The organism is Promicromonospora sp. NPDC052451 (assembly GCF_044547525.1).
Lineage (GTDB): Bacteria > Actinomycetota > Actinomycetes > Actinomycetales > Cellulomonadaceae > Promicromonospora.
Window position 1 is genome coordinate 1 of record NZ_JBIUAP010000011.1, and the last position, 25,384, is coordinate 25,384.

General features: G+C 71.2%; 24 protein-coding genes. 9 read left to right on the top strand and 15 right to left on the bottom strand.

Translation table 11 applies throughout. The annotated features are described in order from the left end of the window. Positions 1–215 precede the first annotated feature (215 nt). Positions 216–1,658, bottom strand: coding sequence for a family 43 glycosylhydrolase (locus ACIG47_RS18740; protein ID WP_397432542.1), 1,443 nt, complete (start codon positions 1,656–1,658; stop codon positions 216–218). Between the two features lie 83 nt (positions 1,659–1,741). Then, on the bottom strand, positions 1,742–2,614 hold the full coding sequence (locus ACIG47_RS18745; protein WP_397432543.1) for a M23 family metallopeptidase: 873 nt from the start codon (positions 2,612–2,614) through the stop codon (positions 1,742–1,744). Between the two features lie 225 nt (positions 2,615–2,839). Here ACIG47_RS18745 and ACIG47_RS18750 point away from each other — a divergent pair, with 225 nt between their 5' ends. Next, on the top strand, positions 2,840–3,301 hold the full coding sequence (locus ACIG47_RS18750) for a hypothetical protein (protein ID WP_397432544.1): 462 nt from the start codon (positions 2,840–2,842) through the stop codon (positions 3,299–3,301). Between the two features lie 19 nt (positions 3,302–3,320). Here the strand turns inward: ACIG47_RS18750 and ACIG47_RS18755 are convergent, their stop codons facing one another. Next, a complete protein-coding gene (locus ACIG47_RS18755; RefSeq protein WP_397432545.1) occupies positions 3,321–3,728 on the bottom strand; it encodes a hypothetical protein in 408 nt (135 codons plus the stop codon). Between ACIG47_RS18755 and ACIG47_RS18760 the strand changes: the two genes are divergently transcribed. Together ACIG47_RS18760 and ACIG47_RS18765 are read left to right on the top strand one after the other, a co-directional pair. Continuing rightward, positions 3,727–4,035: an FAD-dependent oxidoreductase gene (locus ACIG47_RS18760; RefSeq protein WP_397432546.1), complete on the top strand. Its 309-nt coding sequence runs from the start codon at positions 3,727–3,729 to the stop codon at positions 4,033–4,035. The two genes, ACIG47_RS18755 and ACIG47_RS18760, sit on opposite strands and share 2 nt — an antisense overlap. 43 nt (positions 4,036–4,078) lie before the next feature. Next, entirely contained in the window at positions 4,079–4,765 is a 687-nt protein-coding gene (locus ACIG47_RS18765) for a phosphonatase-like hydrolase (protein WP_397432547.1), read from the top strand. A gap of 89 nt (positions 4,766–4,854) precedes the next feature. Here ACIG47_RS18765 and ACIG47_RS18770 read toward each other — a convergent pair whose 3' ends face one another. From ACIG47_RS18770 to ACIG47_RS18780, 3 genes are all read right to left on the bottom strand, one after another. Further along, a complete protein-coding gene (locus tag ACIG47_RS18770; protein ID WP_397415956.1) occupies positions 4,855–5,343 on the bottom strand; it encodes a MarR family winged helix-turn-helix transcriptional regulator in 489 nt (162 codons plus the stop codon). Next, positions 5,340–5,627 carry an antibiotic biosynthesis monooxygenase family protein gene (locus ACIG47_RS18775; protein WP_397415626.1) on the bottom strand — a complete coding sequence of 96 codons (288 nt, stop codon included), beginning with the start codon at positions 5,625–5,627 and terminating at the stop codon, positions 5,340–5,342. Before ACIG47_RS18775 ends, ACIG47_RS18770 begins: the two co-directional genes overlap by 4 nt. A 191-nt stretch (positions 5,628–5,818) precedes the next feature. Continuing rightward, on the bottom strand, positions 5,819–6,838 hold the full coding sequence (locus ACIG47_RS18780; protein WP_397432548.1) for a LacI family DNA-binding transcriptional regulator: 1,020 nt from the start codon (positions 6,836–6,838) through the stop codon (positions 5,819–5,821). Positions 6,839–7,076: 238 nt separating this feature from the next. Between ACIG47_RS18780 and ACIG47_RS18785 the strand changes: the two genes are divergently transcribed. The 4 genes from ACIG47_RS18785 (at position 7,077) to ACIG47_RS18800 (ending at position 11,180) form a co-directional block, all read left to right on the top strand. Continuing rightward, entirely contained in the window at positions 7,077–8,036 is a 960-nt protein-coding gene (locus tag ACIG47_RS18785; RefSeq protein ID WP_397432550.1) for a carbohydrate ABC transporter permease, read from the top strand. Beyond that, positions 8,026–8,925, top strand: a complete 900-nt coding sequence (locus tag ACIG47_RS18790) for a carbohydrate ABC transporter permease (RefSeq protein WP_397432552.1) — start codon at positions 8,026–8,028, stop codon at positions 8,923–8,925. Before ACIG47_RS18785 ends, ACIG47_RS18790 begins: the two co-directional genes overlap by 11 nt. A gap of 35 nt (positions 8,926–8,960) precedes the next feature. Then, the gene (locus ACIG47_RS18795; protein WP_397432554.1) at positions 8,961–10,277 is read left to right on the top strand and encodes an ABC transporter substrate-binding protein; all 1,317 of its coding nucleotides are present in this window, start codon (positions 8,961–8,963) and stop codon (positions 10,275–10,277) included. Positions 10,278–10,352: 75 nt separating this feature from the next. After that, complete coding sequence (locus ACIG47_RS18800; RefSeq protein WP_397432555.1) at positions 10,353–11,180, top strand: nucleotidyltransferase domain-containing protein; 828 nt, start codon at positions 10,353–10,355, stop codon at positions 11,178–11,180. A gap of 24 nt (positions 11,181–11,204) precedes the next feature. Here ACIG47_RS18800 and ACIG47_RS18805 read toward each other — a convergent pair whose 3' ends face one another. The 6 genes from ACIG47_RS18805 to ACIG47_RS18830 form a co-directional block, all read right to left on the bottom strand. Continuing rightward, positions 11,205–12,728: an alpha-N-arabinofuranosidase gene (locus ACIG47_RS18805; protein ID WP_397432556.1), complete on the bottom strand. Its 1,524-nt coding sequence runs from the start codon at positions 12,726–12,728 to the stop codon at positions 11,205–11,207. Between the two features lie 115 nt (positions 12,729–12,843). Then, on the bottom strand, positions 12,844–14,922 hold the full coding sequence (locus ACIG47_RS18810; protein ID WP_397432557.1) for a TIM-barrel domain-containing protein: 2,079 nt from the start codon (positions 14,920–14,922) through the stop codon (positions 12,844–12,846). Then, complete coding sequence (locus ACIG47_RS18815; RefSeq protein WP_397432558.1) at positions 14,919–15,593, bottom strand: YesL family protein; 675 nt, start codon at positions 15,591–15,593, stop codon at positions 14,919–14,921. Before ACIG47_RS18815 ends, ACIG47_RS18810 begins: the two co-directional genes overlap by 4 nt. Further along, positions 15,590–16,498, bottom strand: a complete 909-nt coding sequence (locus ACIG47_RS18820) for a carbohydrate ABC transporter permease (protein WP_397432559.1) — start codon at positions 16,496–16,498, stop codon at positions 15,590–15,592. The genes ACIG47_RS18815 and ACIG47_RS18820 overlap by 4 nt, the downstream gene beginning before the upstream one ends. A 5-nt stretch (positions 16,499–16,503) precedes the next feature. Further along, entirely contained in the window at positions 16,504–17,478 is a 975-nt protein-coding gene (locus ACIG47_RS18825; RefSeq protein ID WP_397432560.1) for an ABC transporter permease, read from the bottom strand. Beyond that, positions 17,475–19,070 (bottom strand): extracellular solute-binding protein, encoded by a 1,596-nt coding sequence (locus ACIG47_RS18830; protein WP_397415650.1) that lies wholly within the window; start codon positions 19,068–19,070, stop codon positions 17,475–17,477. The genes ACIG47_RS18825 and ACIG47_RS18830 overlap by 4 nt, the downstream gene beginning before the upstream one ends. Positions 19,071–19,297: 227 nt before the next feature. Here ACIG47_RS18830 and ACIG47_RS18835 point away from each other — a divergent pair, with 227 nt between their 5' ends. Continuing rightward, on the top strand, positions 19,298–21,589 hold the full coding sequence (locus ACIG47_RS18835) for an alpha-L-arabinofuranosidase C-terminal domain-containing protein (protein WP_397432562.1): 2,292 nt from the start codon (positions 19,298–19,300) through the stop codon (positions 21,587–21,589). A 4-nt stretch (positions 21,590–21,593) separates the two neighbouring features. On the opposite strand, the gene ACIG47_RS18840 is transcribed toward ACIG47_RS18835, so the two are convergent. The 3 genes from ACIG47_RS18840 to ACIG47_RS18850 form a co-directional block, all read right to left on the bottom strand. Then, on the bottom strand, positions 21,594–22,595 hold the full coding sequence (locus ACIG47_RS18840; protein ID WP_397432563.1) for a LacI family DNA-binding transcriptional regulator: 1,002 nt from the start codon (positions 22,593–22,595) through the stop codon (positions 21,594–21,596). Then, the gene (locus tag ACIG47_RS18845) at positions 22,592–23,602 is read right to left on the bottom strand and encodes a LacI family DNA-binding transcriptional regulator (RefSeq protein ID WP_397432564.1); all 1,011 of its coding nucleotides are present in this window, start codon (positions 23,600–23,602) and stop codon (positions 22,592–22,594) included. The genes ACIG47_RS18840 and ACIG47_RS18845 overlap by 4 nt, the downstream gene beginning before the upstream one ends. 96 nt (positions 23,603–23,698) lie before the next feature. Next, positions 23,699–24,589, bottom strand: coding sequence for an NmrA/HSCARG family protein (locus tag ACIG47_RS18850; RefSeq protein WP_397432565.1), 891 nt, complete (start codon positions 24,587–24,589; stop codon positions 23,699–23,701). A gap of 86 nt (positions 24,590–24,675) precedes the next feature. On the opposite strand from ACIG47_RS18850, the gene ACIG47_RS18855 reads away from it, so the two are divergent. Beyond that, the gene (locus tag ACIG47_RS18855; protein ID WP_397432566.1) at positions 24,676–25,215 is read left to right on the top strand and encodes a TetR/AcrR family transcriptional regulator; all 540 of its coding nucleotides are present in this window, start codon (positions 24,676–24,678) and stop codon (positions 25,213–25,215) included. Positions 25,216–25,384: the final 169 nt, after the last annotated feature.

Genomic DNA, 25,384 nt, shown 5'->3' on the forward strand with positions numbered 1-25,384 from the left:
TGCCCGGGTAGACGCGCGTCGCGTGGTCGAAAGTGACCGTAGCCATGAGAAAACATCCCTCCACCGGCAGGTACGTGCCGGACGATCCGTTGTGGCCCTCACCGAGCACGGCGAGGGAGCGGGTGCAAGCTCGAAACTCGGCCTTGCAGAGTGCCTCAACACCAGGTGGTAGGTCTTTCATCCAGCTACGGGCCCTACCCCGACGACCGCCGCGCTCAGCCGACGCCGTAGACCTCGATCCGGTCCATGCTGACGACCGAGGCCGTCGACGCAGGGTTGCGCTCGCCCGTCACCCGGACCCGCAGCGTGTGCTCGCCGGGCGACAGCACCGGGCTGAGGTAGTTCAGCTGCTCCCCGACACGGATGCCGCTGTAGAGGTCGACGCGCTGCTCGGCGCCCCCGTCGATCGATATCGCGGCGATGCCGTTGCCGCTGTCCCGAACGCTCAGCAGTGCGACCTGGGTGCCGTTGAACCTGATGGTCGCGGTGGCGTTCGTGGCGCCGCTCCAGTGGTCGTCGCTCCAGAAGCACTGCACGCCGCAACCCGAGCCGGACTGCCAGGAGCCCGCGTACTGGACCTGCCACAGGCCGGTGCCGGTGTCGACGTCGTTGATCGCCCGGGTGGCCGCGCCGGGGTCACCGGACGGCAGGGTCTGGGTCGCGCCGGCGGCCAGGGGACGGCCGAAGTTCGGCGTGCCGTCCGCGTTCCAGGTGAAGCGCTGGACCCGCGTCGTCCGGAACGAGTAGGTGTTGGTGCTGGTGTTCTTGCCGTGGTACGCGATCCAGTCCTCCGTGCCGTCGGGAGACCGGAAGAACGAGTGGTGCCCGGGCCCCCAGACGCCGGTCGCGTCGTTCCGGGAGAAGACCGGCCCGGCGTGCTGCACCCAGTTGCCCGCCACCATCGGGTCGGCGCCGTTCGCGATGCTCTTCATCCACAGCTGGTAGTCCGGCTTGCCGGTGTCGCAGGTGGAGTAGGTGAGGAACGTGCGACCGTTGCGGTAGAGAGGTGTCGGGCCCTCCCGGACCTCGGTGCAGCCGCCGTCCGCGGGGATCGCGACCCTGCCGCCGGTCGTCGTCCAGGGATTGCTCATCCGCGCGATGTAGAGCTGAGCGGGCCCACCCTGGCCGCGGCCCGGGCCGGTCCAGACGAAGTAGTCCTGGCCGTTGTGGGTGATGGGCTCGCCGTCGATCGCGTACTCGCCGAAGTCGGCGATCTTGGCCTTGAACGAGTACGGGCCCATGGGGCTGTTCCCGGCCGACTCCAGCACGTACATCCGGTGGTTGCTGTCCACGCCGTCCGACGCCGTGTAGTAGATGTACCAGCGGTCACCGACATGCCGGAACGCCGGCGCCCACATCTGGGTGTTGCGGGTCGGGTCGGAGTCGCGCCAGACGACCTCCTCCGGAGCTGCCAGCAGAGTGGCGATGCTCGGCGAGCGCCAGATGCTGATGCGATCGCCCCGGGTCGTGGCGGCGTAGTAGGTGCCCTCGTGGAAGATCACCGACGGGTCGGCGCTCGGGTTCACGGGGTTGCGGAAGGTGTTCACCACGGCTGCGGCTCGTACGGGGTCCTCCGGTAGCACGGCGGCACTGCTCGTGAACGGGGTGGCGGCGATCAGCACTGCGACCGCGAGAGCCATCCGACGGAAACGGGACATAGCGGGTCCTCTCACCGTTGAGGTGCCCGAGTATTGCATCGCGGCAAAACCCTGTCCATCACCGCTGCCGTCGACCACCGTCGTCAGAGGCACTCCGAGTCTCGGCTCAGGTTCCTGTCCCCGTAGTAGACCGGGTCCGCGTTGACGAACCTGACCCGCACGTCGTTGCCGTTCAGCCGCTGCTCGTAGTGCAGGTGCGGCCCCGACGAGCCGCCCGTGCTACCCACCCGGCCGATCGGCGTCCGCACCGTGACCGCGTCGCCCACCGACACCGCGAAGCTCTCCAGGTGGGCGTACAGGGTCTGGTAACCACCGTTGTGCGTGATGACGACATACCTGCCGTAGGACACCCCGCCCAGGTCACGCACGGTCGTCACCGTGCCGCCGGCCGACGCGTACACCTGCTGCCCCTCGTCGGGGTTCCGGTTGAAGTCCACGGCGTTGGCCGGGCTGTGCCCGGAGCGGGTGCTCCCGGTCCAGGTCTCGCTGCACGGGAACGGGACCTGGAACGCGCCGGCACAGATCGGGACGACGTCGGTCGTCAGCCATTGCTCGCCCGAGTCCGGCCCGGACCACTGGAAGAACGCCCGCGCCCGGAAGCTGTGCCCGCCGCTGGTGCACGAGTGCGAGCCCGTGTCACCCTCGTCGCGCGTCGCGGCCCACCCGTCGAAGTTGCCGTTCTCCTTGACCGTCACCCACGTGCTCCCGTTGTGCCGCTGCAGCTGGATGCTGTTCACGGCCACGTCGTACGCGCCGTTCTCGTCCTCGATCCCGGCGTGCGCGTAGTACGACGTGCCGACCTGAAGCACCCTGATGCACCGCTTGACCTGCGTCCCGGGGCACTTGTCCCCCAGCGCCTGCGCCGGTACCGCCGTCGACGCCACGACCAGGAAGCTCGCCACCATGGCCAGGACCACCCCGAGGGCCACGCCGACGCGCCGTCTCACCAGTTCCATGCTCGTTCCTCACTCGATGCGGGACATGACAGAGGCGAGCCTGGCGCCGCGTCCTACGGCCGACCTCACCCGGATCTGTGCCGGATGGCTCCGCGGCCCGGCACCCGCACGTAGACCGCGCACAGACCGCGCATAGGCACGATGCCCAGACTCGGCCGGGTCCGGTGCCGCCGGACGGGCCGCACCACGGGGCCGACGACGGACGAGTGATCGAGGACGACGGACATGAACATCAAGAGGACCATCGCCGCGGGGATCGGGCTGGCGCTGGGGTGCACGCTGCTGACCGCTGCCCCGGCGTCCGCGAGCCAGCTCCTGGGGCGGAGCTGCTGGGGCGAGCAGGTGACCCGCTGCGTCGCCGTGTACCGGGACGACAACGGGTGGACGAGCTCGACCGCCACGGTGTCCGACGTCTCCGGTGGCGGCGACTACGAGGTCGCGGCGAACCGCTACGGGCTGCAGGCCTGGGACGGCAGCACGTGGGTGAACTGGACCTCCGTCTACAACCAGTACGACGGCTGGTGGCCCCGCACCGACTACGGCCTCAACCCGCAGGGGATCAACTGCGGCAACGGCGGTGCGGGATTCTGGGTGCGCGCCCGCGCGTACATGACGTGGCGCAACGCCGCCACGAACGAGGTGCTGGGCGGTGCCTGGTACTACTCGGACAGCGTCTGGTGCGGATGAGTCCGGGCCACCGCTGATCTCACGCTCGGGCCGCCCGCGCGGTGGCGGCCACGGCCGGCCACCGCCCGGACCACCGCACCAGGACGACGTCGGCGCGCGCCCCGACGGTCAGCGACCCGCGGTCGGTGGGACCTGCCACGCGCGCGGGCCCGGAGGTGACGAGACCGACCGCACGCGGCAGGTCCGCCAGCCTCTCGTCCACCAGCAGCGCGACGGCGGCCATCATCGTGGCGGGCACGTAGTCGGACGCGAGCGCGTCCACCAGCCCCAGCGCGACCAGCTCGCGCGCCGAGACGTTCGCCGTGTGCGAGCTCCCCCGCACCGCGTTGGGCGCCCCCGCCACCACGGCCAGGCCGTGCTCCCGGGCGGCCCGGGCCGCCACGACGGTCGTGGGGAACTCGGCCGCCGCGTGGGACGTCAACCTCATGCTGACGCCCCAGGCCGACGGCACGCTGATCGTCGGCGACACGCACGTCCGCGCCGTCGACGCGCCCGTGTTCCAGGACGAGGCCGGCAACGCCGTCCTGATGCGTCTCCTGACGGACCTGCTGGGCACCGGCCTCGACGTCGTCGAGCGCTGGCAGGGCACCTACGCGACCGCACCGGGCCGCGAGTTCCTGGTGGCCGAACCCGAACCCGGCGTGCACGTCGCGACCGTGACCACCGGAATCGGCATGACGACCGGCCTGGGCCTGGCCGGCGACGTGCTCGACCGCGCCGGCCTCACCGGCTGACCCCTGAACCAAGCATGGCGCACCACCCGAGAGGAAACGACTCATGATCGCTCTGGCCGCACTGGACATCGCGGGAACCACCGTCGAGGAGGGCGGAGCCGTCTACCGCGCCCTGCACGACGCCGTGCGCGGGCACGGCAGCACCGCAGAGGTCGCCGACGTCGCCCGCTGGATGGGCGCCGACAAGCGCACCGCCATCCGGTCCCTGCTCACGATCGGTCGCACAACCGACGTAGACACCGTCGAGGCGGCGTTCGCCGACTTCGAGCGCCTGCTCCGCACCGCCTACGACGAGACGCCGCCCGTGGCGATGCCCGGGGTGCTGGATGCCTTCGAGGCGCTGCGGGCCCACTGCGCGAAGATCGCCCTGACCACCGGGTTCTCCGCCGAGGTGACCGGACTGCTCCTCGACCGCCTCGGATGGCGTGAGGGCGATACGGTCGACGCCGTCGTGTGCACCGACGACGTGCCCACAGGTCGGCCCGCTCCGTACATGGTGCACCGGGCGATGGAGCGCACCGGCGTGTGGCGAGCGACCGACGTGCTCACCGTGGGTGACACGGTGCTCGACCTCGAGGCAGGCAGCAACGCAGGCGCCGGTCTCGTGATCGGCGTGCTGAGCGGCGGCGTCCCGCGCGCCACGCTCGCCGCAGCACCGCACACCCACCTCATCGACTCCGTCGGCAGCTTGCCGGCCCTGCTGGCTGAGGCGCACTCCGGCGCCGCCTGATCCCGGCGCCGCCCGGCGTCGGTCCGGGCGGCGCCGGGCTGGTCCAGCCGGCGGACGTCACGTCCCGGTGAAGAAGAGCAGCGTGGCACCTACGGCTCGCGGTCCTCCCGCACAGCCTGGACCGCCCGCGCAGCCCGGACCAGGTGGTCCATGAGCGTCGCCAGGCCGTCCTCGCCCAGCTCGTCCGCCACGCGCGCCTCCAGGTCGGCGATGATGTTCCGCGAAGCCTCCAGCTCGGCGAGCCCCCGCTCGGTCGGGGCAAGCAGCTTGGCCCGACCGTCGGAGGGGTCCGGCCGCCGCACCACGTAGCCCGCTGCCTCCAGCTCGTCGGCGATGGTGCCGATGATCTGCTTGGGCTGACCGGACAGCTCCGCATACTCGGACAGGCGCCGCCCCTCGGGCGTGAGGTAGGCCAGCACGGCGCCCTGACGCGGACGCACGTCCGTGTACCCCTCCTCGGCGATCCGGCGGAACATCTCGCCCTGCAGCAGGAGCAGCAGCCGCGTCGTCGCCATCGGCAGGTCGGTCCGCGGCCGGACCTGCCGGCCAGTACCGTCGTCCCGGGCGGCGCGCGTCATGCTTGCCACACCTGCCCCTCCTCACCGGAGACGACGGCGTCGATCGCGGCAAAGAACGTCGCCACGGCCGCAGAGTCCGCGCCACGGCGCCGCGACTCCGCGAAGTCCGCCGAGCTCTCCCACACGATCAGGTCGAGCCACTCGTTCTCCGACACCCGCACCAGGTCGGCGCGGACGAACCCGGGCCGCTCGCTGAACGCCGCCAGCATCGCGGGCCGCGCCTCGCTCAGCGCGGCCGCCTTGTCCGACGCGACCCGCAGTCGCGTCACCTCCATCACCGGCATGACCCCTCCTTGAGATTAGTCAACAATCTTGACCAGTTGAGAATAGTCAAGAATCTTGTCCAATGACAAGGGCTTCCCCGTCAGGGAGCGCGGCGGCTGCGGGACGGCGCCCGGGCCCGCGTCCCGCGGCGAGAGCTCGCGGACCAGGAGGTCCGTGACCGGGACCCGCACCACCACCGCCGGGCGGGTCCCTAGCCCAGCACCGGCGCCGGCCCGGTGGACTCCCGCAGCACCAGCCGGTTCAGCGGCAGCCGCGTGCGCTCGGGTTCCGGCTCGCCGCGGACCAGCGCGATCAGCCGCTCCATGGCCACCCGCCCCTGCTCCTCGCGGTCGACGACCACGCTGGAGAGCGACGGCGTGGCGAACCGGCCCAGCTCGAGGTCGTCCCACCCCACGACGCTCAGCCGCTCCGGCACGCCCCAGCCCCGGTCCAGGGCGGCCCGGACAGCACCGGTCGCCATCGGGTCGTTGGCCGCGACCACCGCGGTGACGGGGCTGGTTCCGGGGAGGGCGCGCACCGCCGCGTACCCGCACTCCGCGGACCAGTCGCCGTCGACGACGCCGTGGGAGACGAGCCCGAGGCGCTCGATCACCTCGGCGTAGACCTGCCGGCGGGCCCGAGCCGACGGCCAGGCGTCCGGCCCCGCGACGTGCAGGAAGTGCCGGTGCCCGAGGTCCGCGAGGTGCTCCACGATCTCGGCGACCACCGAGGCGTCCGCGAGCTCGCCGATGCCGTGCAGCTCGTCGTCGTACTCCCCCACCACCGCGAACGCGGCGCGCGACGGCGTCGCGGGCCGGTCGGTCAGCCCGGGCAGCGAGCTGAGGGAGAGCACTCCCTCGACCTGGCCGGACGTGATCAGCTCCAGTGCCCGGCCCGCACGTTCCCGCGGGCCCCCCTCGACGCTGACGACCTCGATGAGGAAACCCGCGTCGTGGGCCACGACCGCGGCGGCGCTGAGCAGGCGCGTGGGCAGCAGCAACGCGGGGGCGGGCAGCAGCACGGCCAGCCGGCCGGTGCGCCGGGTACGCATGGAGCGGGCCACCAGGTTGGGGCGGTAGCCGAGCTCCTCGATGGCGGCCTCGACGCGCCGGACCGTCTCGGGCTTGAGGCCGCCGTTGTGCCGCAGGTACCGCGAGACGGTCTGGTGGGAGACCTGTGCGAGGCGCGCGACCTGGACGATCGTCGGCCGCCGCCCGGCGTGGTCGGACATTCCGCCATCCTCTCGCTCGGGGCGTCCGGCGAGGCACCGACACCAGCGTTGACAGCATAGTGAACGTTCACTATGTTGACGCCCGGGTGGAAAAGTGAACGATCACTATTTCCCGCCCGCCTGTGCGACGACGCACGACACGATCCGAAGGAGTATCGGTGTCCTCAGCTCCCACCATCCCCCGCGGAGGGTCCGGCGCCGGCAGGCGCGCCCGTCCGGCCAGCACGGAGTGCACGTCGTGAGTGCGATCGGCGAGCTGCGGACCCTGAGCCGCGGCGGCCGGGGCAGTCTGACCGCCGACCAGAAGCAGGCACTGGCCAAGGAACGACGCCGGGACTCGAAGGCCGCCGCGGTCTTCCTGGCGCCCTGGCTCCTGGGCCTGGTCGGCATCACGATCGGCCCGATGGTCGCCTCCCTGTACCTGGCGTTCACGGACTACAACCTGCTGCAGGACCCGAACTTCACCGGGCTGGAGAACATCCAGCGCATGGTCGGCGACGAGCGGCTGGGCAAGTCGCTGGTCGCGACACTCACCTACGTGGTGGTCTCGGTGCCCGTCCAGCTCGCCGTCGCCCTCGGGCTGGCGCTCCTCCTGGACCGCGGCATCCGCGGCCTCGCCCTGTACCGGTCGGTGCTCTACCTGCCCTCCCTGCTCGGGGCGAGCGTCGCCATCGCGGTGCTGTGGCGCCTCGTGTTCGGCGGGGAGGGCCTGGTCAACGCGTTCCTCGGCCTGTTCGGCGTCCAGGGCCCCGCCTGGGTGGCCGAGCCGGACACCGCACTGGGCACCCTGATCGTGCTGCACGTGTGGACCTTCGGCGCGCCGATGGTCATCTTCCTCGCCGGCCTGCGGCAGATCCCCCGGCAGTACTACGACGCGGCGTCGACCGACGGCGCGAACACGTGGCAGCAGCTGCGCAAGATCACGCTGCCGCTGCTGAGCCCGATCATCTTCTTCAACCTGGTGCTCGGGCTGATCGGCAGCTTCCAGTCCTTCACGCAGGCCTTTATCGTCTCCAACGGCAGCGGCGGACCGGCCGACTCGACGCTCTTCTTCTCGCTGTACCTCTACCAGGAAGGCTTCGCCGGCTTCCGCATGGGGTACGCGTCGGCCCTGGCCTGGCTGCTGCTCATCATCATCGGCGCGTTCACTGCCCTGAACTTCTGGGCCTCGAAGTACTGGGTGTTCTATGACGACTGAGACTCTCGCGACCACCGCACCGACCACGGAGCCGGGCCGGCGCTCCCTCGTCATCACGCAGCGCCGACGCCGCCCGCGGATCCTGGCCCACGTGGGTCTGATCCTCGTGGCGATCGTGATGCTGTACCCGCTGCTGTGGATGGTGACCAGCTCGCTGCGCCCGAACGACGAGATCTTCACCAGCCCCGGGCTGCTGATCGACACGTTCGACCTGAGCCACTACCCCGACGGCTGGAACGCGCTGAGCCAACCGTTCGGCAGCTACCTGCTCAACTCGGCACTGGTCGTGCTGGGCTCCGTGGTGGGCAACCTCGTGTCCTGCTCGATGGCCGCCTACGCGTTCGCCCGGCTGCAGTTCCGCGCCAAGACCGTCGCGTTCGCCGCGATGCTCCTGACCATCATGCTGCCGGTGCACGTGCTGATCATCCCGCAGTACGTGATGTTCGCCCAGATCGGCTGGATCAACACCTACCTGCCGCTGATCGTGCCCAAGCTGCTGGCCACCGACGCGTTCTTCGTGTTCCTCATGGTGCAGTTCGTGCGCGGCATCCCCCGCGAGCTCGACGAGGCGGCTCGGATCGACGGCGCCGGGCACGCCCGGATCTTCCTCCAGGTGATCCTGCCGCTCATGGTGCCGGCGCTCGCGACCACCACGATCTTCACGTTCATCTGGACCTGGAACGACTTCTTCTCGCAGCTCATCTTCGTGACCGACCCCGACCTCTACACGGTCCCGGTGGCCCTGCGGCAGTTCATCGACGCCCAGTCGCAGTCCGACTTCGGCGCCCTGTTCGCGATGAGCGTCGTCTCCCTGATCCCGGTGTTCCTGGTGTTCCTGTTCGGGCAGCGCTTCCTGCTGCGTGGCATCGCGACGACGGGCGGCAAGTGATGAGCCCACGACTTTCGACCGGAGGACGAACCACGATGGAACGACGGGCGCGACGGGGCGTGCTGACCGCCTCCGCCCTCGCCCTGAGCCTCGGCGTGGCCGGGTGCGGCATCGCGCCCGACCCCGCCGACGCGGAGCTCAGCGAGGATCCGGTGACCCTGACGATGACCTGGTGGGGCGCGGACGCGCGCCACCAGTCGACCCTCGACGCGATCGAGCTGTTCGAGGAGAAGTACCCGCGGATCACCGTGGAACCCACCTACGCGGACTGGGCCGGGTACTGGGACCGGTTGGCGACCACCGCGGCGGCGGGTGACATGCCCGACGTCATCCAGTTCGACCAGCTCTACCTCTCCTCGTACGCGGGCCGTGGCGCGCTGCTCGATCTCGACGCACTGTCGGAGTTCGTGGACGCGAGCTCGCTGCCCGAGAACGTGCTCGGGTCCGGCCGGGTGGACGGCACCCTGTACGCCGTCCCGATCGGCGTGGCCGGGAACGGGGCGGTGATGAACACGAGCCTGTTCGAGAAGTACGACGTGCCGATCCCCGACACGGACACCTGGACGTGGGACGACTTCGACGCCGCCGCCGAGGCGATCACCGAGGCCTCCGGCGGGGAGGTCCACGGCGTGTCCCCGTTCGGCGCGGACTCCTTCAGCCTGGAGGTCTTCGCCCGCCAGCAGGGCGACACGCTGTTCGACGCCGAGGGCGACGTGGCGATCGATCCCGCGGTCCTCGCCGCCTACTGGCAGCGCCGTCTCGACTGGATCGACTCCGGCGCCTCCCCCTCGGCCGCGGCCCTGAGCGAGAAGCAAGGGGTTCCCCTGGACCAGGGAAACCTGGTGGTGGGCGGGACGGCGATGGAGTTCCAGCCGGGCGGCCTCTTCACGGCGATCGCCGCCGCCGCGCCCGACTTCAACTACGAGATCGTGAACTGGCCCGCCGATCCCGACGCCGAGGAGGGCTACCAGTACCCCAAGCCGTCGATGTACTGGGCCGGCTCGTCCCAGTCGGAGCACCCTGCCGAGGCGGCGCTCCTCATCGACTTCCTCTCCAACGACCCCGAGGTCGCCGAGGCGTTCGGCACGGAGCGCGGGATCCCCGCGAGCGAGGAGTTCCAGGCGGCGGTCGAGCCCTCGCTCGACGAGGCGGGCCGCAAGGCCCTGACGTTCACGGAGCTGGTGACGAAGGAGGCGGGCGACGCCCCGCCCATCACCCCGAACGGCGCCAGCGAGGTCGACACGATGCTGTCCCGCTACAACCAGCAGGTCCAGTTCGGCGAGCTCACGCCGCAGGACGCGGCCGAGCGGTTCATCGAGGAGCTCCAGTCCGCGATCGACGCCACCGGCTGACGTGGTCGACGGCTTGATCCGCGTCTGACCAGGATGTTACGTTGCTCGACTTTGCCTCGACAGGAAAGAAGAGCGATGCCCCTCCCCGATGTGCACGAACGTTTCCTCGACGGTCTTCTCCCCCGCGTTCGATCGGACTCGCGCATCGTCGGCGTCGCTGCCGGCGGATCCGTCGCCAACGGCGTCCCCGACGAGTACTCCGACGTCGACCTGGTGCTCGCGGTCGAGGACGACGCGTTCGACCAGGTGATGCGTGAGCGGCTCGCACTCATCGAGGCATGGTCGCCGCTCGTCGCCGGGTTCACGGGAGAGCACGTCGGGGAACCCCGGTTGATCATCACTCTCATGGGCCCCGAGGCGCTGCACGTCGATTTCAAGTTCGTCCGGTACACGGACTTCACGTCGCGAGTCGACGAGCTTCAGGTGCTGTGGGAGCGAGACGGACGCCTCTCGACCGCGCTCGCAGCGACTTCTCCCTCTCCTCCCCGGCTGGACCTTCAGTGGATCGACGATCGGTTCTGGGTGTGGATTCACTACGGCGCCACAAAGCTGGCCAGGGGCGAGCTGTTCGAGGCCATCGGTTTCATCTCGTATCTCCGGGAGACCGTGTTCGGACCTCTGATCCAGTACCGACACGGAAAGCTGCTCCAGGGAGTGCGGCGCCTGGAGACGACAGACCCCGACGCCGCACGGGCGCTCGAAGCGACCGTGTGCGGACGTGACACCGGCGAGATCGGGCGAGCGCTGCTCGCCTGCGTCGACCTCTACGACCAGTGGACCGACGGCATCGACATCGCCTTCCATCGCAACGACGCCGCAGCGAGGCTCGCGACGCAGTACCTGGACCAGGTCGTCGGCCGGCTCGGCTCAGGGCCTGCTTCGGACTCCCGCGCGGCCGGATGACCGCACGGGAGACAGGGCCCGTGCTCAGGCACGCATGGCGAGCTCGAGGGTCACGTACGAGTGGGCCGGCAGGTCGACCTCCAGCCCGCCGTCGCGCACCCGGACGCCGTCGTGCTCGCGCGGGACGACCGTCTCGGGAGCGGACGCCGTGTTGTGCGCCGCGAGCTCCGGCGAGGTGAGGACCCGGACCCGGTGACCCGTGACGTCCCGGCCCCGGAGGTCGAGCGTCACGGTGTGCGCGCTCTCCGCGTCGAGGTTCGACAGCGAAACCAGTGCGGAGTCTCCCCGGGTGGACGCCGACGACGAGACAAGCGTGAGCGACCGGCCGTCGGCCTCCCGCTCCGGCGCCCCCTTGAGGTGCACGGCCAGCGCGGCGGCGTCGTGATGCCCGCGGTTCATCTCGAAGACGTGGTACGTGGGCGTGAGCACGAGCGCGCCCGACCCGGGGTCCGTGAGGATCATCGCCTGCAGCACGTTCACGGTCTGCGCGATGTTCGCCATGACGACCCGGTCGGCGTGGCGGTGGAAGGCGTCGAGGTGCACGGCGGCCACCAGGGCGTCGCGCAGCGTGTTCTGCTGGTACAGGAACCCCGGGTTCGTGCCCTGCTCGACGTCCCACCAGGTGCCCCACTCGTCCACGACGAGGCCCACCTTCTTGCCCGGGTCGTACCGGTCCATCACCGTGGAGTGCCGCGAGACGAGCTCTTCCATCCAGGACGCGCGGCTCAGGGCGAGATACCACTCGTCGCTGCTGAACTCCGTCGCCCTCCCCTTCTCCGCCCACGTGCCGGTCCGCGTGTAGTAGTGCAGGGACACCGCCTGGAACGGGGTGGCCGGCCGGTCGTCCTGGTCGAGCGGGTCGAAGGACCGCATCAGGGTCTCCGTCCAGGAGTAGTCGTCCTCGTGCGCACCGGCGGCGATCCGGTACACGCGGTTGTCGGCGTGGTCCCGCGTGTACGTGGCGTACTGGCGGGCGAGCGACGCGAACTGCTCGACGCGGAGGTTGCCCCCGCAGCCCCACGCCTCGTTCCCGAGTCCCCAGAACGGCACCTTCCAGGGTTCGTCACGGCCGTTGGCCCGGCGGAGCGTTGCCATGGGCGAGTCGTCCGCCCGCGTCAGGTACTCGATCCAGTCGCTCATCTCGCGCACCGAGCCCGACCCGATGTTGCCGCTGATGTAGGCGTCGGCGCCGAGCAGCTCGCACAGGTCCATGAACTCGTGGGTGCCGAAGGAGTTGTCCTCGACCACGTCGCCCCAGTGCGAGTTGACCATGCGGGGCCGCGCCTCACGCGGCCCGATCCCGTCCTGCCAGTGGTAGTCGTCGGCGAAGCACCCACCGGGCCACCGCAGGTTCGGGATGCCGAGCGCGCGCAGCGCGTCGACGACGTCGCGCCGGATGCCGCGCACGTTCGGGACGTCGGAGTTCTCACCGACCCAGAAGCCGCCGTAGATGCAGCGTCCGAGGTGCTCCGCGAAGTGTCCGTAGACATGGCGGGAGATGGTGGGGCCGGGCAGGTCGAGGTCGATGACGGCGGTGATCGTGGCCATGGGTTCTCCTGGTGGTCGGTGGTCGGTGGTCGCGGCCGGACGGCGGGCAGGGCGGCGGCGCGGGGAGGCGGCGCAGGACAGCGGCGCGGGGAGGCGGCGCGGGGCGGGCGGTTGCTCAGGGCACGAGGTACCCGCGCAGGCCGGACAGGGCGCCGTCGCGCGTGAAGACGGGGACGAGGTGACGCGGGGCGTCCGCCTCGACCCACTGCCCGCCGGCGTGCGTGGCACCCGTGTGCAGGTCGGTCCAGCGCGCCCCCGCGGGCAGGTACACGGCTCGGGACGTCGCCCCGGGCTGGAGGACCGGTGCGACCAGCACGTCCGGGCCGTGCATGAACTGGTCCCCCACCTCCCACGCCTCGGGGTCGTCCGGGAAGTTGTGGAAGAGACCGCGCATCACGGGCTGACCGTCCTCGTGCGCGGCGCGCATGACGTCGCGGGTGTAGTCACGCAGGCGCTCGCGGAGCCGCACGTACCGCGCGAGGATCTCGTAGTTCTCCTGGCCGAAGCTCCACAGCTCGTTCCCCGAGCCGGAGGGCAGGCGGCGGCTGCCGTCCGCCGCCACGACGGGCACCTGCGGGGCCCGGTCCCCGTGCAGGCGCATCACCGGCAGGAACGCCCCCATCTGGAACCACCGGACCAGGAGCTCCTGGAACGCCGGGTCGTCGGTGCGGCCGCCGCCGAACCCGCCGATGTCCGTCGTGAACCACGGGACGCCCGCCGCGCCTACGTGGATGCCCGCGGTGATCTGGCGCCGCATGGCCGTCCACGAGGAGTGGATGTCCCCGGACCACAGGAGCGCACCGTAGCGCTGGCTGCCCGCCCAGGCGCACCGCACCAGGTTGACGATCTCGGACTCCCCATCGCTCTGCTGCCCCTCGAACACGGCGCGGGAGAACGCCTGCGGGTAGATGTTGGTCACCGCGAGCGCCTGCCCGGCGTCGTACCGGTAGGCGCCGAAGTCGTACTGGCCGAACTCCGGCTCGGCCTCGTCGAGCCAGAACGTCCGGATGCCGTGCCGCCCGTACCCGGCGCGGAGCTTGTCCCAGAGGTAGGCGCGGGCCCGGGGGTTGGTCGTGTCGACGAACCGGCTGGGCCCCTCGAACCACATCTGTACGTCGATGCCGCGGTTGGTGGCCACGAGCAGGCCCTGGCGGGACATCTCGTCGAAGTTCTCCGACGTGAGCGCGACCTGGGGCCAGACGCTGACCATGAGCTCCACGCCCAGCTCGCGCAGTTCGTCGACCATCCCGCTCGGGTCGGGCCAGAACTCGTCGTCGAACCGGAAGTCGCCCATGGCGGGCCAGTGGAAGAAGTCGGCCACGATCACGTCCAGCGGCAGGTCGCGGCGCCGGTGCTCGCGGGCGACCTCCAGCAGCTCCTCCTGGGAGGAGTAGCGCAGCTTGCACTGCCAGTAGCCGAGCCCGCGCTCGGGCATCGGCGGGGCGTGGCCGGTGGCGTCGGCGTACGCCCGGGTGATCTGCGCCGGCGTCGTGCCCGCCGTGACCCAGTAGTCGATCTGGGGCGCGGACTCGGCGGACCACTCGGTGCCGTTGCGGCCGAAGGTCGCTCGTCCGACGGCGGGTGTGTGCCAGAGCATGCCGTACCCGGCGCTGGAGATGACGAAGGGGACGCTGGCCTGGGAGTTGCGGTGGGCGAGCTCGAGCGAGCAGCCCTTGAGGTCGATGTGGTCCTGCTGGTACAGGCCCATCCCGACCAGCTTCTCGTCGGCCGGGCTCTCCAGGAAGAGCGCGGTCCGCCAGCCGCCCGCGGGGAGCGCGTCGTACTGGCGGGCGCGCAGGGCGAGCGCGCCGCCGGACTCGCGTTCGGCCAGCAGCTCGCGGCCGTCGGCGTCCTGGAAGCTGACGTGACACCGGAAGCGGCGCTGGCCGCCCTGCCAGTGGTAGTGGTCGTGCGCGGTCAGGACCACCCGCAGACCGCCGTTGACCAGGGTGGCGACGGGGCCGTCGAGCTCGATGCGGGCGTCCTTCGCCTCCGGGGCCGGGAGCAGCGCCCAGTCGGTGTCGACGACCTCCCCCTGCGCCGACCGGACGCGCGCGCTGTCGGCCCCCCAGGGTTCGACGACGAGCGTCTCCCCGCCCCCGCGCCAGGTCAGCCGGGCGCCGTCGACGTGCCACGGGGTGGCGGCGTCCGGCTGCGGTCCGGTGGTCGCGGACGGCGGTGTCGTCGTGCTCATACCGTGCTCTCCTTCGTGAGGTCGTGCGGTGCGGCCGTGCGGCCGTGCGGTGTGGCGGGCGTCGGCAGGATGCCGCTGCGCCGCAGGCAGAACGTGGTCGCGAGCGCGGGCGCGGCCACTCCCAGCACCGGGACCAGACCGGGCACGAGGTAGTAGGCGGCGAGGATCACGCCGCCGGCCGAGGCGGTGCCGAGGGCGATCACCGGACGTGCCAGGACGAGCGTGGCGGCGCGGCGCAGGTGCAGCACGGCCGCCTCGTCGTAGTGCGCGGCCAGCGGCCAGACCTGCGCGGAGACCACCGCGAGAAAGACGGCCGCGAACCACAGCAGGCTCCCGGCGGCGCCGGCGAGGCCGCTGCCCGCGCCGGCGAGCAGCTGACGTTCGACCAGGAGCACCGCCCAGAGCAGGGTCAGCGCGTAGCCGAGCACGTTCGCCGTGCGCAGGTTCGCTCGCCAGGCGGCGTCGAACTCCGCCCGGAGCCCACGCCGCTCCGCGATGTCGTCGCTCATCAGGTCGTGCCGCAGCACCTCGTGCACCGCCGCGGTGGCGGGGAAGACGCCGAGGACGACGCCGCCACGCACCGTGTGCAGCAGCCAGAGCAGGTGCAGCGTCAGCAGGCGCCAGCCCCAGGTGCCGACGTGGGTGTGCAGGGTGACGAGCCGGTCGATCATCCCTTCACCGACCCGATCATGACGCCCTTCTCGAAGTACTTCTGCAGAAAGGGGTACAGCAGGAGCACCGGCAGCGTGGAGACGATGATCACGCCGTACTTGATCTGGTCGGCGAAGTCCTGGCCGTAGGCACCGCCGGAGCCGCCCGCACCGCCGGCCCCGCCGGCGAAGGCCTGGTTGGAGAGCAGGATGTCGCGCAGCACGATCTGCAGCGGCTGCAGCTCGTAGTCACGCACGAAGATCAGGCCCGTGAAGAAGTCGTTCCAGTGCTGCACCAGGTAGTAGAGCGCGATGACGGAGACGATCGCCTTGGACAGCGGGAGGGCGATGTTCAGGAAGTACCGGAAGTAGTCGACCCCGTCGAGGGTGGCGGCCTCGAAGAGCTCCTCCGGCAGCGCGTTCTCGAAGAAGGCTCTCGCGATGATGAGGTTGTACACGTTCAGGGCCGTCGGGAGGATGAACACCAGCCAGTTGTCCAGCAGCCCGATGTCGCGGTACAGCAGGTACTGCGGGATCAGGCCCCCGCTGAAGAACATCGTGAACGCGAAGAACAGCATGAGCACGCGCCGGGGCCGGAACTCGCGACGCGAGAGGGCGAACGCCGCCGGCAGCGTCACGACCATGTTGAGCGCGGTGCCGACCACCGTGTAGACCACGGTGTTGCGATAGCCCGTCCAGATCCGTTCGTCGGCGAAGATCTGCTCGTAGCCGAACAGGCTCACGTTCTGCGGCAGGAAGGTCACCTGGCCGGTGGCGACGAGCCGGGGCTCGCTGATCGAGGCGATCGCCACGAACCAGAGGGGATAGATCGTCGCGAACAGGATCGCGGCGCAGACGACGGCGAGGACCACCGAGAAGGCGATGTCGCCGGGCGTGCGGGCGCGGAGCGCGGACAGTCGTGTCATGTGCCTCACCACAGGCTCGTGTCGGCGAACTTCTTGGCCAGCCAGTTCGTGACGACCAGGAAGAGGAAGTTGATGACCGTGTTGAACAGCCCGATCGCCGTCCCGAGGCTGAACTGGTTGCCGAGGATGCCGATCCGGTAGGTGTAGGTCGCGATGACCTCGCTCACGGGGAGGTTCAGCGCGTTCTGCATCAGCCAGATCTTCTCGAAGCCGGTCGAGAGCACCCCGCCCATCGTGAGGATGAACAGGATGATCATCGTCGGCACGAGCGCCGGGATGTCGACGTGGCGGATCAGGTGCAGGCGGTTCGCCCCGTCGATCCGGGCCGCCTCGTAGAGCTGGGTGTCCACCGAGGCGAGGGCGGCGAGGTAGATGATCGAGTTCCACCCGCAGTGCTGCCACACCTCGGAGATCACGTAGACCGGGACGAAGAGATCCGGGTCGCCCAGGAGGTCGAGGTCGAGCCCGACTCCGCTGAACAGGCGTGTGACGGTGCCGTTCGAGGGGTTCAGGAGCACCTGGATCATGCCGACCACGACGACGACCGAGATGAAGTGCGGCAGGTAGGTCGCCGTCTGCATGAAGCGCTTGCGCGTCGCGTTCACGATCTGGTTGATGATCAGCGCCAGGGCGATCGGCGCCAGGAACCCCACGACGAGGGTCGCGATGCTGATGGTCAGCGTGTTGCGCAGCACCGTGGCGAACATCGGGCTGTCGAAGAAGATCTCGAAGTACTTCAGCCCGACCCACTCGCCCCCGGTCAGGCCCGCCTGGAAGTCGAACTCGCGGAAGGCGAGCTGGATCCCGTACATCGGCACGTACGCGAAGACCACCGTGAAGGCGATCGCCGGCAGCAGCAGCACCCACAGCTGCCAGTAGCGACCCAGGTGCCGCCGGGCGCGCTCGGCCCGGCCCGGCGGCGCGCCCCGGCCGGCGGCCGCGGCTCCCGGCAGGTCCGCCCGTTCTCGGAGCAGGGTCATGACCGGCTCGCCACGTACTCGTCGTAGTAGCGCTGGTAGATCTCGACGTTCTGCGGGAGGCCCGCGGACTCCAGCTGCGCGACGTAGTCGTCCCACTCCTCCTCGACGCCGCCCTCGGTCACCCAGCGCCCGAAGGCCGTCATGGCGAGGTTCATCACGGTGGTGTCGTTCAGGGTGATGGTGCTCTGGTCCTCGGTGGAGATGTTCACGTACTTGAAGGGGTAGATGTCCGTGACCGGGTCCACGGTCGCGAGCGCCTCCCGCAGCGGCTCCGACTGCTCGGTGGCCTCGGCGAGGTCTGCGGGCGGTTCGACGTCGACGTCGTCGCGGATCCAGTGGGGGCCGGCATCGGCCAGCGTCGTGGTCCACTTCCAGGTCGACGGGTCGCTGTTCTCGTCGGCGGGCGGCAGCACCCGGTATCCGTCACCGTCAGGTTCCACGTTCTCGCCCAGGTCACCCCAGAGCACCTGGACCGAGATCTCGGGGTCGTAGAAGGCGTCGATCACGGCGAGCGCACCGTCCCGGTCCGCGGTGCCCGCGGACATCACGACGTGGTTGGGGCTGAAGTTCTCGGTGTCGTAGTTCCAGGTGACCGGCGTCGACTGCCCCGCCTCCGCCTCGAGCGGCGCCATCGACGTGTACTGGTCGGCGAGCCGGGCGCCGAACCGGTCCGACGCCGTCCAGCCCCAGCTGAAGCCGACCTTCGCGACGTCGCCGTCGCCGCGGCCGACGGACTGGAAGGCCGAGTAGTCCTGGGTCATCACCTGCTTGCTCACCAGCCCGGCCGCGTAGGCGCGGTGCGTGAACTCGATGACCTCGCGGTACCGCTCGTCCACGAGGAAGTTGAGGACCTTGCCGTCCTCGACCACGTACCCCTGACCGCCGCCGTAGGTGGTGGCCAGGCCGAGCCCGCTCAGCAGCATGGTGGGCTGGCCGGCCGCGAACCCCGCCGGGTCCACCGGGTTCCAGTCCCAGGGGATCTCGTCGTCCGGGTCGCCGTTGCCGTTCGCGTCCTGCTCCTTGAAGGCGACGAGCACGTCGAAGAGCTCGTCCCAGGTGGTCGGCACGTCGAGGCCGAGGTTGTCCAGCCACTCCTGGTTGATGTACTGCCGCGAGATCGTCTCCGGCCAGTAACGCTTGTAGCTCGGCAGGGCGTAGATCTCGCCCGAGGATCGCGTGGCCATCGCCGCCAGCTCGGCGTGCGAGTCGAGCATTCCCTGCACGTTGGGCAGCGCGTCCATGTCGTCGGAGAGGTCCTCGAACAGGGACGAGTAGGTGGCGAGGTCCGCGTTGGTGACCGCGTTGCCGCCGACGATGAGGTCCGGCACCTCGCCCGCGGCGAGCATCGTGGCCTTCTTCTGGCTCCAGTCGGCCGAGACCTCCTCCCAGCGGATCGTCACGCCGGCCTTCTTCTCGAGGTCCTTCACCCAGGCCATGTCGGCCATCGGGCCGGTCAGCCCGTGCTTGACGACGAGGATGTCGATCGTGCCGTCCGCGGAGCCCTGGTCGTCGCCGCCGCCACCGGTGCAGCCGGCGAGGAGGAGCGCTCCGGTCGCCAGCACGGAGCCGGCCAGGCGTGTTCTGCTCTTCATTGAGTCCTCCGGATGTCGTGCGCGTGCACCACTGGGCCGGTCGGGTCGTCGGTGACCCGCCGTCGTCGTGCCCGAGCGGCACGATGATCGCGAAGATGGTTCAGCGTTGTCAATGGTTGTCGACGAGTTCGTGACAACGCTGTACGTTGGCCTGCGACAACCCGGCGACCGCGCGACGCAGCGCGGAGCCGGGGCCGCCCGAGGCCCCCGAGAGAGGGTGCGAACCGATGACCACCGGCCGGAACGACGTCACGATCCACGTGCAGGAACCCACCGGCACCCGGGTGAGCCCGGACCTCTGGGGCCTGTTCCTGGAGGACATCAACTACGCGCTGGACGGCGGGCTCAACGCCGACCTCGTCCGCAACGGCGACTTCGAGGCGACCGGCGCCGACCGCCCCGGCTGGGGCCCGCTGACCGGCTGGGACCCCGAGGCCGACGCGGACGGCGTCCGGGTGCGCAGCGACCGCCCCGTCTCCGCCGCCAACGCGACCTACGTCCGGATCGGCGCGGGGTCCCGGCTGACCAACCGGGGCTACGACCCCGAGGGCATGCTGGTGCGCGAGGGCGCCTACCGGCTCCGGCTCGCCGTGCGCCGCGCCGCGCCGTCGGCGAGCGCGCACGCGTCCCTGACCACTGCGGACGGCGGCGCGCTCGCCCGGGTCGAGATCCCGGCCGCCGCGGACGCCTGGAGCTGGGTCGAGGTAGACCTGACCTGCACCGCGACCACCCGCGCCGCCCTGAGCATCGACGTCGGCGAGGGCGCCGTCGACGTCGACCTGGTCGAGCTGCGCCCCGTCGACTCCCAGGGCCGCGCCCGCCTGTTCCGCCCCGACCTGGTCGAGACGCTGCGGGCGCTGCGCCCGGCCTTCGTCCGGTTCCCCGGCGGCTGCGTGGCCCACGGCTACGGCCTCGACAACATGTACCACTGGAAGCGCACCATCGGTCCCCGCGAGGACCGCGTGCCCATGCCCAACACCTGGGGCTACCACCAGTCGATGGCGATCGGGTACCACGAGTACTTCCTGCTCTGCGAGGAGCTCGGCGCCACGCCCATGCCGGTCGTGGCGGCGGGCGTGTGCTGCCAGAACGTGCCCGGCGGGCCGCAGGCGATCCCGCAGCAGCGGATGCCCCAGTACGTGCAGGACGTGCTGGACCTGGTCGAGTACGCCAACGGCGGGCCGGAGACGCGCTGGGGCGCCGTCCGGGCGGCGGCGGGTCACCCCGAGCCGTTCGGCCTGCGCTACCTGGGCATCGGCAACGAGGACGTCGTCGACGCGCAGTTCGCCGACCGCTTCGGGCAGCTCTTCGACGCCGTGCGGGAGCGGTGCCCGGACGTCACCGTCATCGGCACGCTCGGGCCCAAGCCCTACGGCCCGGACTACGACGCCGGCTGGGAGCTGGCCCGTCGTCTCGAGGTGCCGATGGTCGACGAGCACAGCTACCGCTCCCCGCGGTGGCTCCTGCAGCACCTGGACCGCTTCGACCACTACGACCGGTCCGGGCCCGCCGTCTACCTCGGCGAGTGGGCCGCCCACTCCTCCACCATGCGCTCGGCCCTCGCCGAGGCGGCCTACATGACCGCCGTCGAGCGCAACTCGGACGTGGTGCGCCTGTCGTCCTACGCGCCGCTGCTCGCCCGGGTCGGCAGCACGCAGTGGCTGCCCGACCTGGTCTACTTCACCGACGACGACGTGCGGCCGAGCCCGAGCTATCACGTGCAGCGGATGATGGCCGAGGTGCGTGGCGTCGAGGTGCTCGGCTGCGCGACCACGGGACACACCGACCGGCCGCAGTCGCCGCCCGCGATGCAGCGGGTCACGCTCCGCTCCCCCGGCTCGACCACCCGGTTCACCGCGATCCGGGTGGGCGGCACGGAACACCCGGACCAGGTGGTGGGAACCGAGGGCACGGCGTCCCTCACCACCGACGGGACCGAGCTCGAGCTCGTGGCCACCCGGACGGAGGGCGAGGAGGGCTTCGTCGTCGGGTTCGGCGGGGCGGACGGCGAGACGGTGCACGAGTTCCAGGTCGGAGGCTGGCGCAACGAGTCCCTGGTCCTCGCCCGGCGCGACGACGGCATCGGCAACGAGGTGGACGGGCCGCACCCGTTCGACGGCGTCCGCACGGAGGTACCGCTGCACGTCCGCGTCACCGTCGAGGGCGCCCGCATCCGGGTGTGGCTGGACGGCGCGCTCGTCCACGACCACGAGGACGACCTGCGCCCCTGGCCCGACCTCGTGGCGGGCGCCACGAGCGGGCCCGACGGCCGCACCCACGTCACGCTCGTCAGCCTCGCCGACGAGGACCGGACCGCGCACCTGGTCGTCGACGGCGTCCGCGGTGCGGCACCGGCCACGGTCACGACGCTGGCGGGCGGCTCCCCCGACGTCGGGCGGCCGTTCGAGGCCAGCCCGGTCGAGCCGGTCGCGACCGTGGCGGAGCTCGCCGACGGCCGGGCGGCGGTCCCGGTCCCGGCCTGGTCGCTGGTCACCGTCCAGGTGGGGCAGGCCACCTGACGCCTCACGACACCGGGTCGGACGACCTCCGGATCATCACCTCGGCGCCCGTGCGCACGGACCGCGCCGGTCCGTCGTACCCGTCGAGCCGCTCGACGAGCATGCGCACGGCCGCCGAGACCATCGCCTCCGGTTCAGGGCTCACCGAGGTCAGCGGCGGGCTGGCGAACTCGCTCTCGTCCGTGTTGTCGAAGCCGGTCACCGCGACGTCCTCGGGGACCCGGCGGCCCAGGAAGCGCAGGGCACGCACGACTCCGATGGCGGTCGCGTCGTTCGCGCACACCGCGGCGTCGAACTCGACGCCGGTCCGCAGCAGCCCGACCATCGCCTCGTAGCCGGACTCGCGGCGGTCCCAGTCCGACCCGACCGCGAACAGCGCCGGGTCGGGCTCGATCCCTCGCTCGGCGAGGGCGTCCACCACTCCGGTGTAGCGCCCGCTCTCGGTGCTCAGCCCGTTCCAGATGATCGCCAGGCGCCGCCGGCCCGTGTCCAGCAGGTGCCGCGTGACCGCAGCGGCCCCCTCGTACTCCCCCATGACCACGCAGTCCAGGGACGAGGTGGCCGGACCGCCCACCTGGACGACCGGGCGGTCAGGAGCCCGCCCGCCGAGCGCCGCCGCCCGGAAGTGGGCCGGGCAGATCATGACGGCGTCGGCATCGCGCGTGGTGGAGCCGATGACGGCCGCCAGCTCCGCGTGGACGTCACCCGCGATGCGCAACGTGGTGGTCAGGCCCTCGTCCTCCAGCGCGAGGATGAGGCGCTCCGCCATCTCGGCGAAGTACGGCTGGAAGAGGTTGGGCACCACCACCGCGATGCGGCCGGTGCGCCCCGACGCGAGGCCCCTGCCCGCGTGGTTCGGCCGGTACCCCGCGGTGGCGGCGGCAGCCCGCACCGCGGCCCGGGTGCTCTCCGAGACGTTCGGCCGGTCCAGCATCACGTTGGAGACCGTCTTCGCGGACACGCCGGCCATCCGCGCGACGTCCTCCAGGGTGGGGCGCCGGTTCATGACATCCCCATGGTCGACTCGCGGCGCACCAGCGTCACGGGCAGCGTGATCTGACGGGGCGCGGCCGGCGACCCGCCCCGCAGCCGGTCCGTGAGCAGCTCCAGGGCCGCGCGGGCCAGGCGCGCCGGGGACGGGTCGATCGTGGTGATCGTGGGCGTGGAGAACTGACCGTCGGCCAGGTTGTCGTAGCCGATGATCGCCACGTCGTCCGGCACGGCCACGCCCCGTTCGACCAGGCAGGACAGCGCGCCGATCGCCACCTCGTCGTTCACGCACAGCAGGGCGTCGAGATCCGGGCGCACCTCGAGCGCCCTCGCCGCCGCACGCGCACCAGCGCGCCGGTCGCCGACGCCGCCCAGCGAGACCCGGGGCACCGCGCCCGCCTCGATCCCCACGGCCGAGAAGGCTGCCCGGAGCGCCGCGGACGGGCTCTCCTGGTCCGAGTCCGACCGTGCACGGTCAGGCCCCAGCAGCACGGGCCGCATCCGTCCCATCACGCCCAGGTGCCGGGCCACGAGCCCCGCGGCCTCGACCACGTCCTCGTCGACGCGGTCGACCGGGGCTCGCCACCGGCCGCCCTGGACCACGACGACGGGCTGCGGAGCCTGGTCCCACGCGACAGGCTCCAGGTCCTCCGGGTCGATCAGGAGCACGCCGTCGTACAGGTGACCGCGCTCCCCCAGGACCTCCGCGACCCGCCCGGGACGACGGTGCGTCGGCTCGACCGTGGCCGTGAGGCCCAGCCGCTCGGCCTCGTGGACGAGGGCCTCCACGAGCATCGCGAGGTACGGCCGGCGCAGCTCGGCCACGACGATCCCGATGGTGCCCGTCCGTCCGGTCCGGAGGTTCCGGGCGCTCGGGTTGGGGATCCAGCCCAGCTCTGCGATGGCGGCCTCGACCCGCGCCATCGTCTCGGGGCGGATGTGGGGCTCCCGATTGACTACCCGTGAGACGGTCTTCAGCGACACCCCGGCCCGGGTCGCCACTTCCTTCATGGTGGCGGGCATGGTCCAACTGTAGGCTGCGCGCGGCACCGGGCGGCGGACACGCTCCGTGCGAGACGCGCTGACGGTCGGTTCGTCGACGTCCGGGAGCTGGGCACCTCAGACGAGCGTCCGCTGTGCCCACGTGCGGAAGTCCGTGGTGGGCAGGCCCAGAGCCCGGACGTGTTCCGGCCGGGCGGGCGTGCCGTTCTCGTTGATCCGCTCGACCTCGTTGACCACGGCGGGCAGCATGCCGCGCTCGACGGCCTGCTGCGGGGTGAGCACGGGCGCGCTGATCGTGCGGCCGGTGACCTCACTGAGGATCTCGGCGGTCTCGGTCATCGTCAGCATCTCGCCGGCGAGCTCCACGTCCATGCCGTCGAACCGGCCGGGTTCCGTGAACGCGACGGCCGCCGCCTCCCCGATGTCGTCGACCGCGATCCAGGGGATCTGGGTGTCCGCGGCGAACCCGGTGATGATCGTGCCGCTGGACCAGTCCCCGAACAGGTAGGACCGGTGGGTCAGGTTCTCCATGAAGGTCGCCGGCTTGAGCACGGTCCAGTGCTCGAAGCCGGCGACACGAACGGCCTCGTCCACAGCGGCCTTGCTCTCCCAGTAGTGCTCGTCCCAGCGCCCCTCGGACCAGCCAGGCTGGGTCCGGTGAAACTCGCCGGCGCCGTCGACGCTGCTGTGCACGACGTGCGAGACCCCCGCCTTGCGGGCGGCCTCGACCACGTTGCGGCCCCGCGCCACTTCCGCATCGCCCGCCGGGTCCGTGACGTCGGGGTGCGGGACGGAGAACAGGCCGTCCACGCCCTTGGCCGCTGCGAGCAGCGACCCGGCGTCGTCCAGGTCGCCGGTGACCAGCTCGGCCCCCCGTTCCCGCAGGGCCTGAGCCTTCGCCGAGTGCGGGTCGCGGACGAGGGCACGGACCTGGACCCCGCGGTCGAGCAGGGCCCTGGCCGTGGCCCCGCCCTGGTTGCCCGTCGCTCCGATGACCAGAACCTTCATGCTGCCTCCCAGATAAGTGGGGTGGTACCCCGGTTATCGCTCCGGCTAACATAAGGGCCACCATCCCGATGTGGCAACGGCGGAGCATGAGGGCTGACGCACAACGCAACTACGAGCGCATCGTGAGCGCGGCCTCCGAGGCGATCGCCTGGCACGGCGCCGAGGCGTCACTCGAGGCGATCGCGCGTTCGGCAGGCGTCGGTTCGGCCACGCTGCACCGGCACTTCCCGTCCCGGTGGTCGCTGCTGGAGGCCGTCTTCCGGGACCGCGTCCAGGCCCTGTGCACCCGTGCCGAAGAGCTGCGGGCAGCTCCGGACGCCCTCGAAGCCCTGGGGTCCTGGCTCCGGGAAGTGGCCGCGTACTCGACGACGACCCGCGGCCTTGCTGCGTCGATCCTGAACGCACCACCCGAGGACGGCACTTCCTGCGCGACGATGCTGGTCGCGGCGGGCGAGCCGCTGCGACGCCGAGCGGTCGACCAGGGATCGGTGCGAGCGGACGTCGCCACGGCAGACCTCTTGACCCTCGCCAACGCCATCTCGCTCGCCACGCAGGACGCCGGAGCGGCCGAGGCGGAACGACTGGTCACCCTGGCACTGGAGGGAGTCGGCCCGCGAAGCGAGTGAGCTCGCATCACCCAAGCCCTCGAGCAAGCCCGGCATCTCCTCGCGCTGCCGGCTGCGCGACCACGTCGGGCCGGTCACCGGCGCACCGCCCGGCGCCGGACGGCTCCCTGCCTACGTAGGTCTCACCGACGCGACCACCCGCGCCGACGCGAGAAGTTCCTCCCATGGA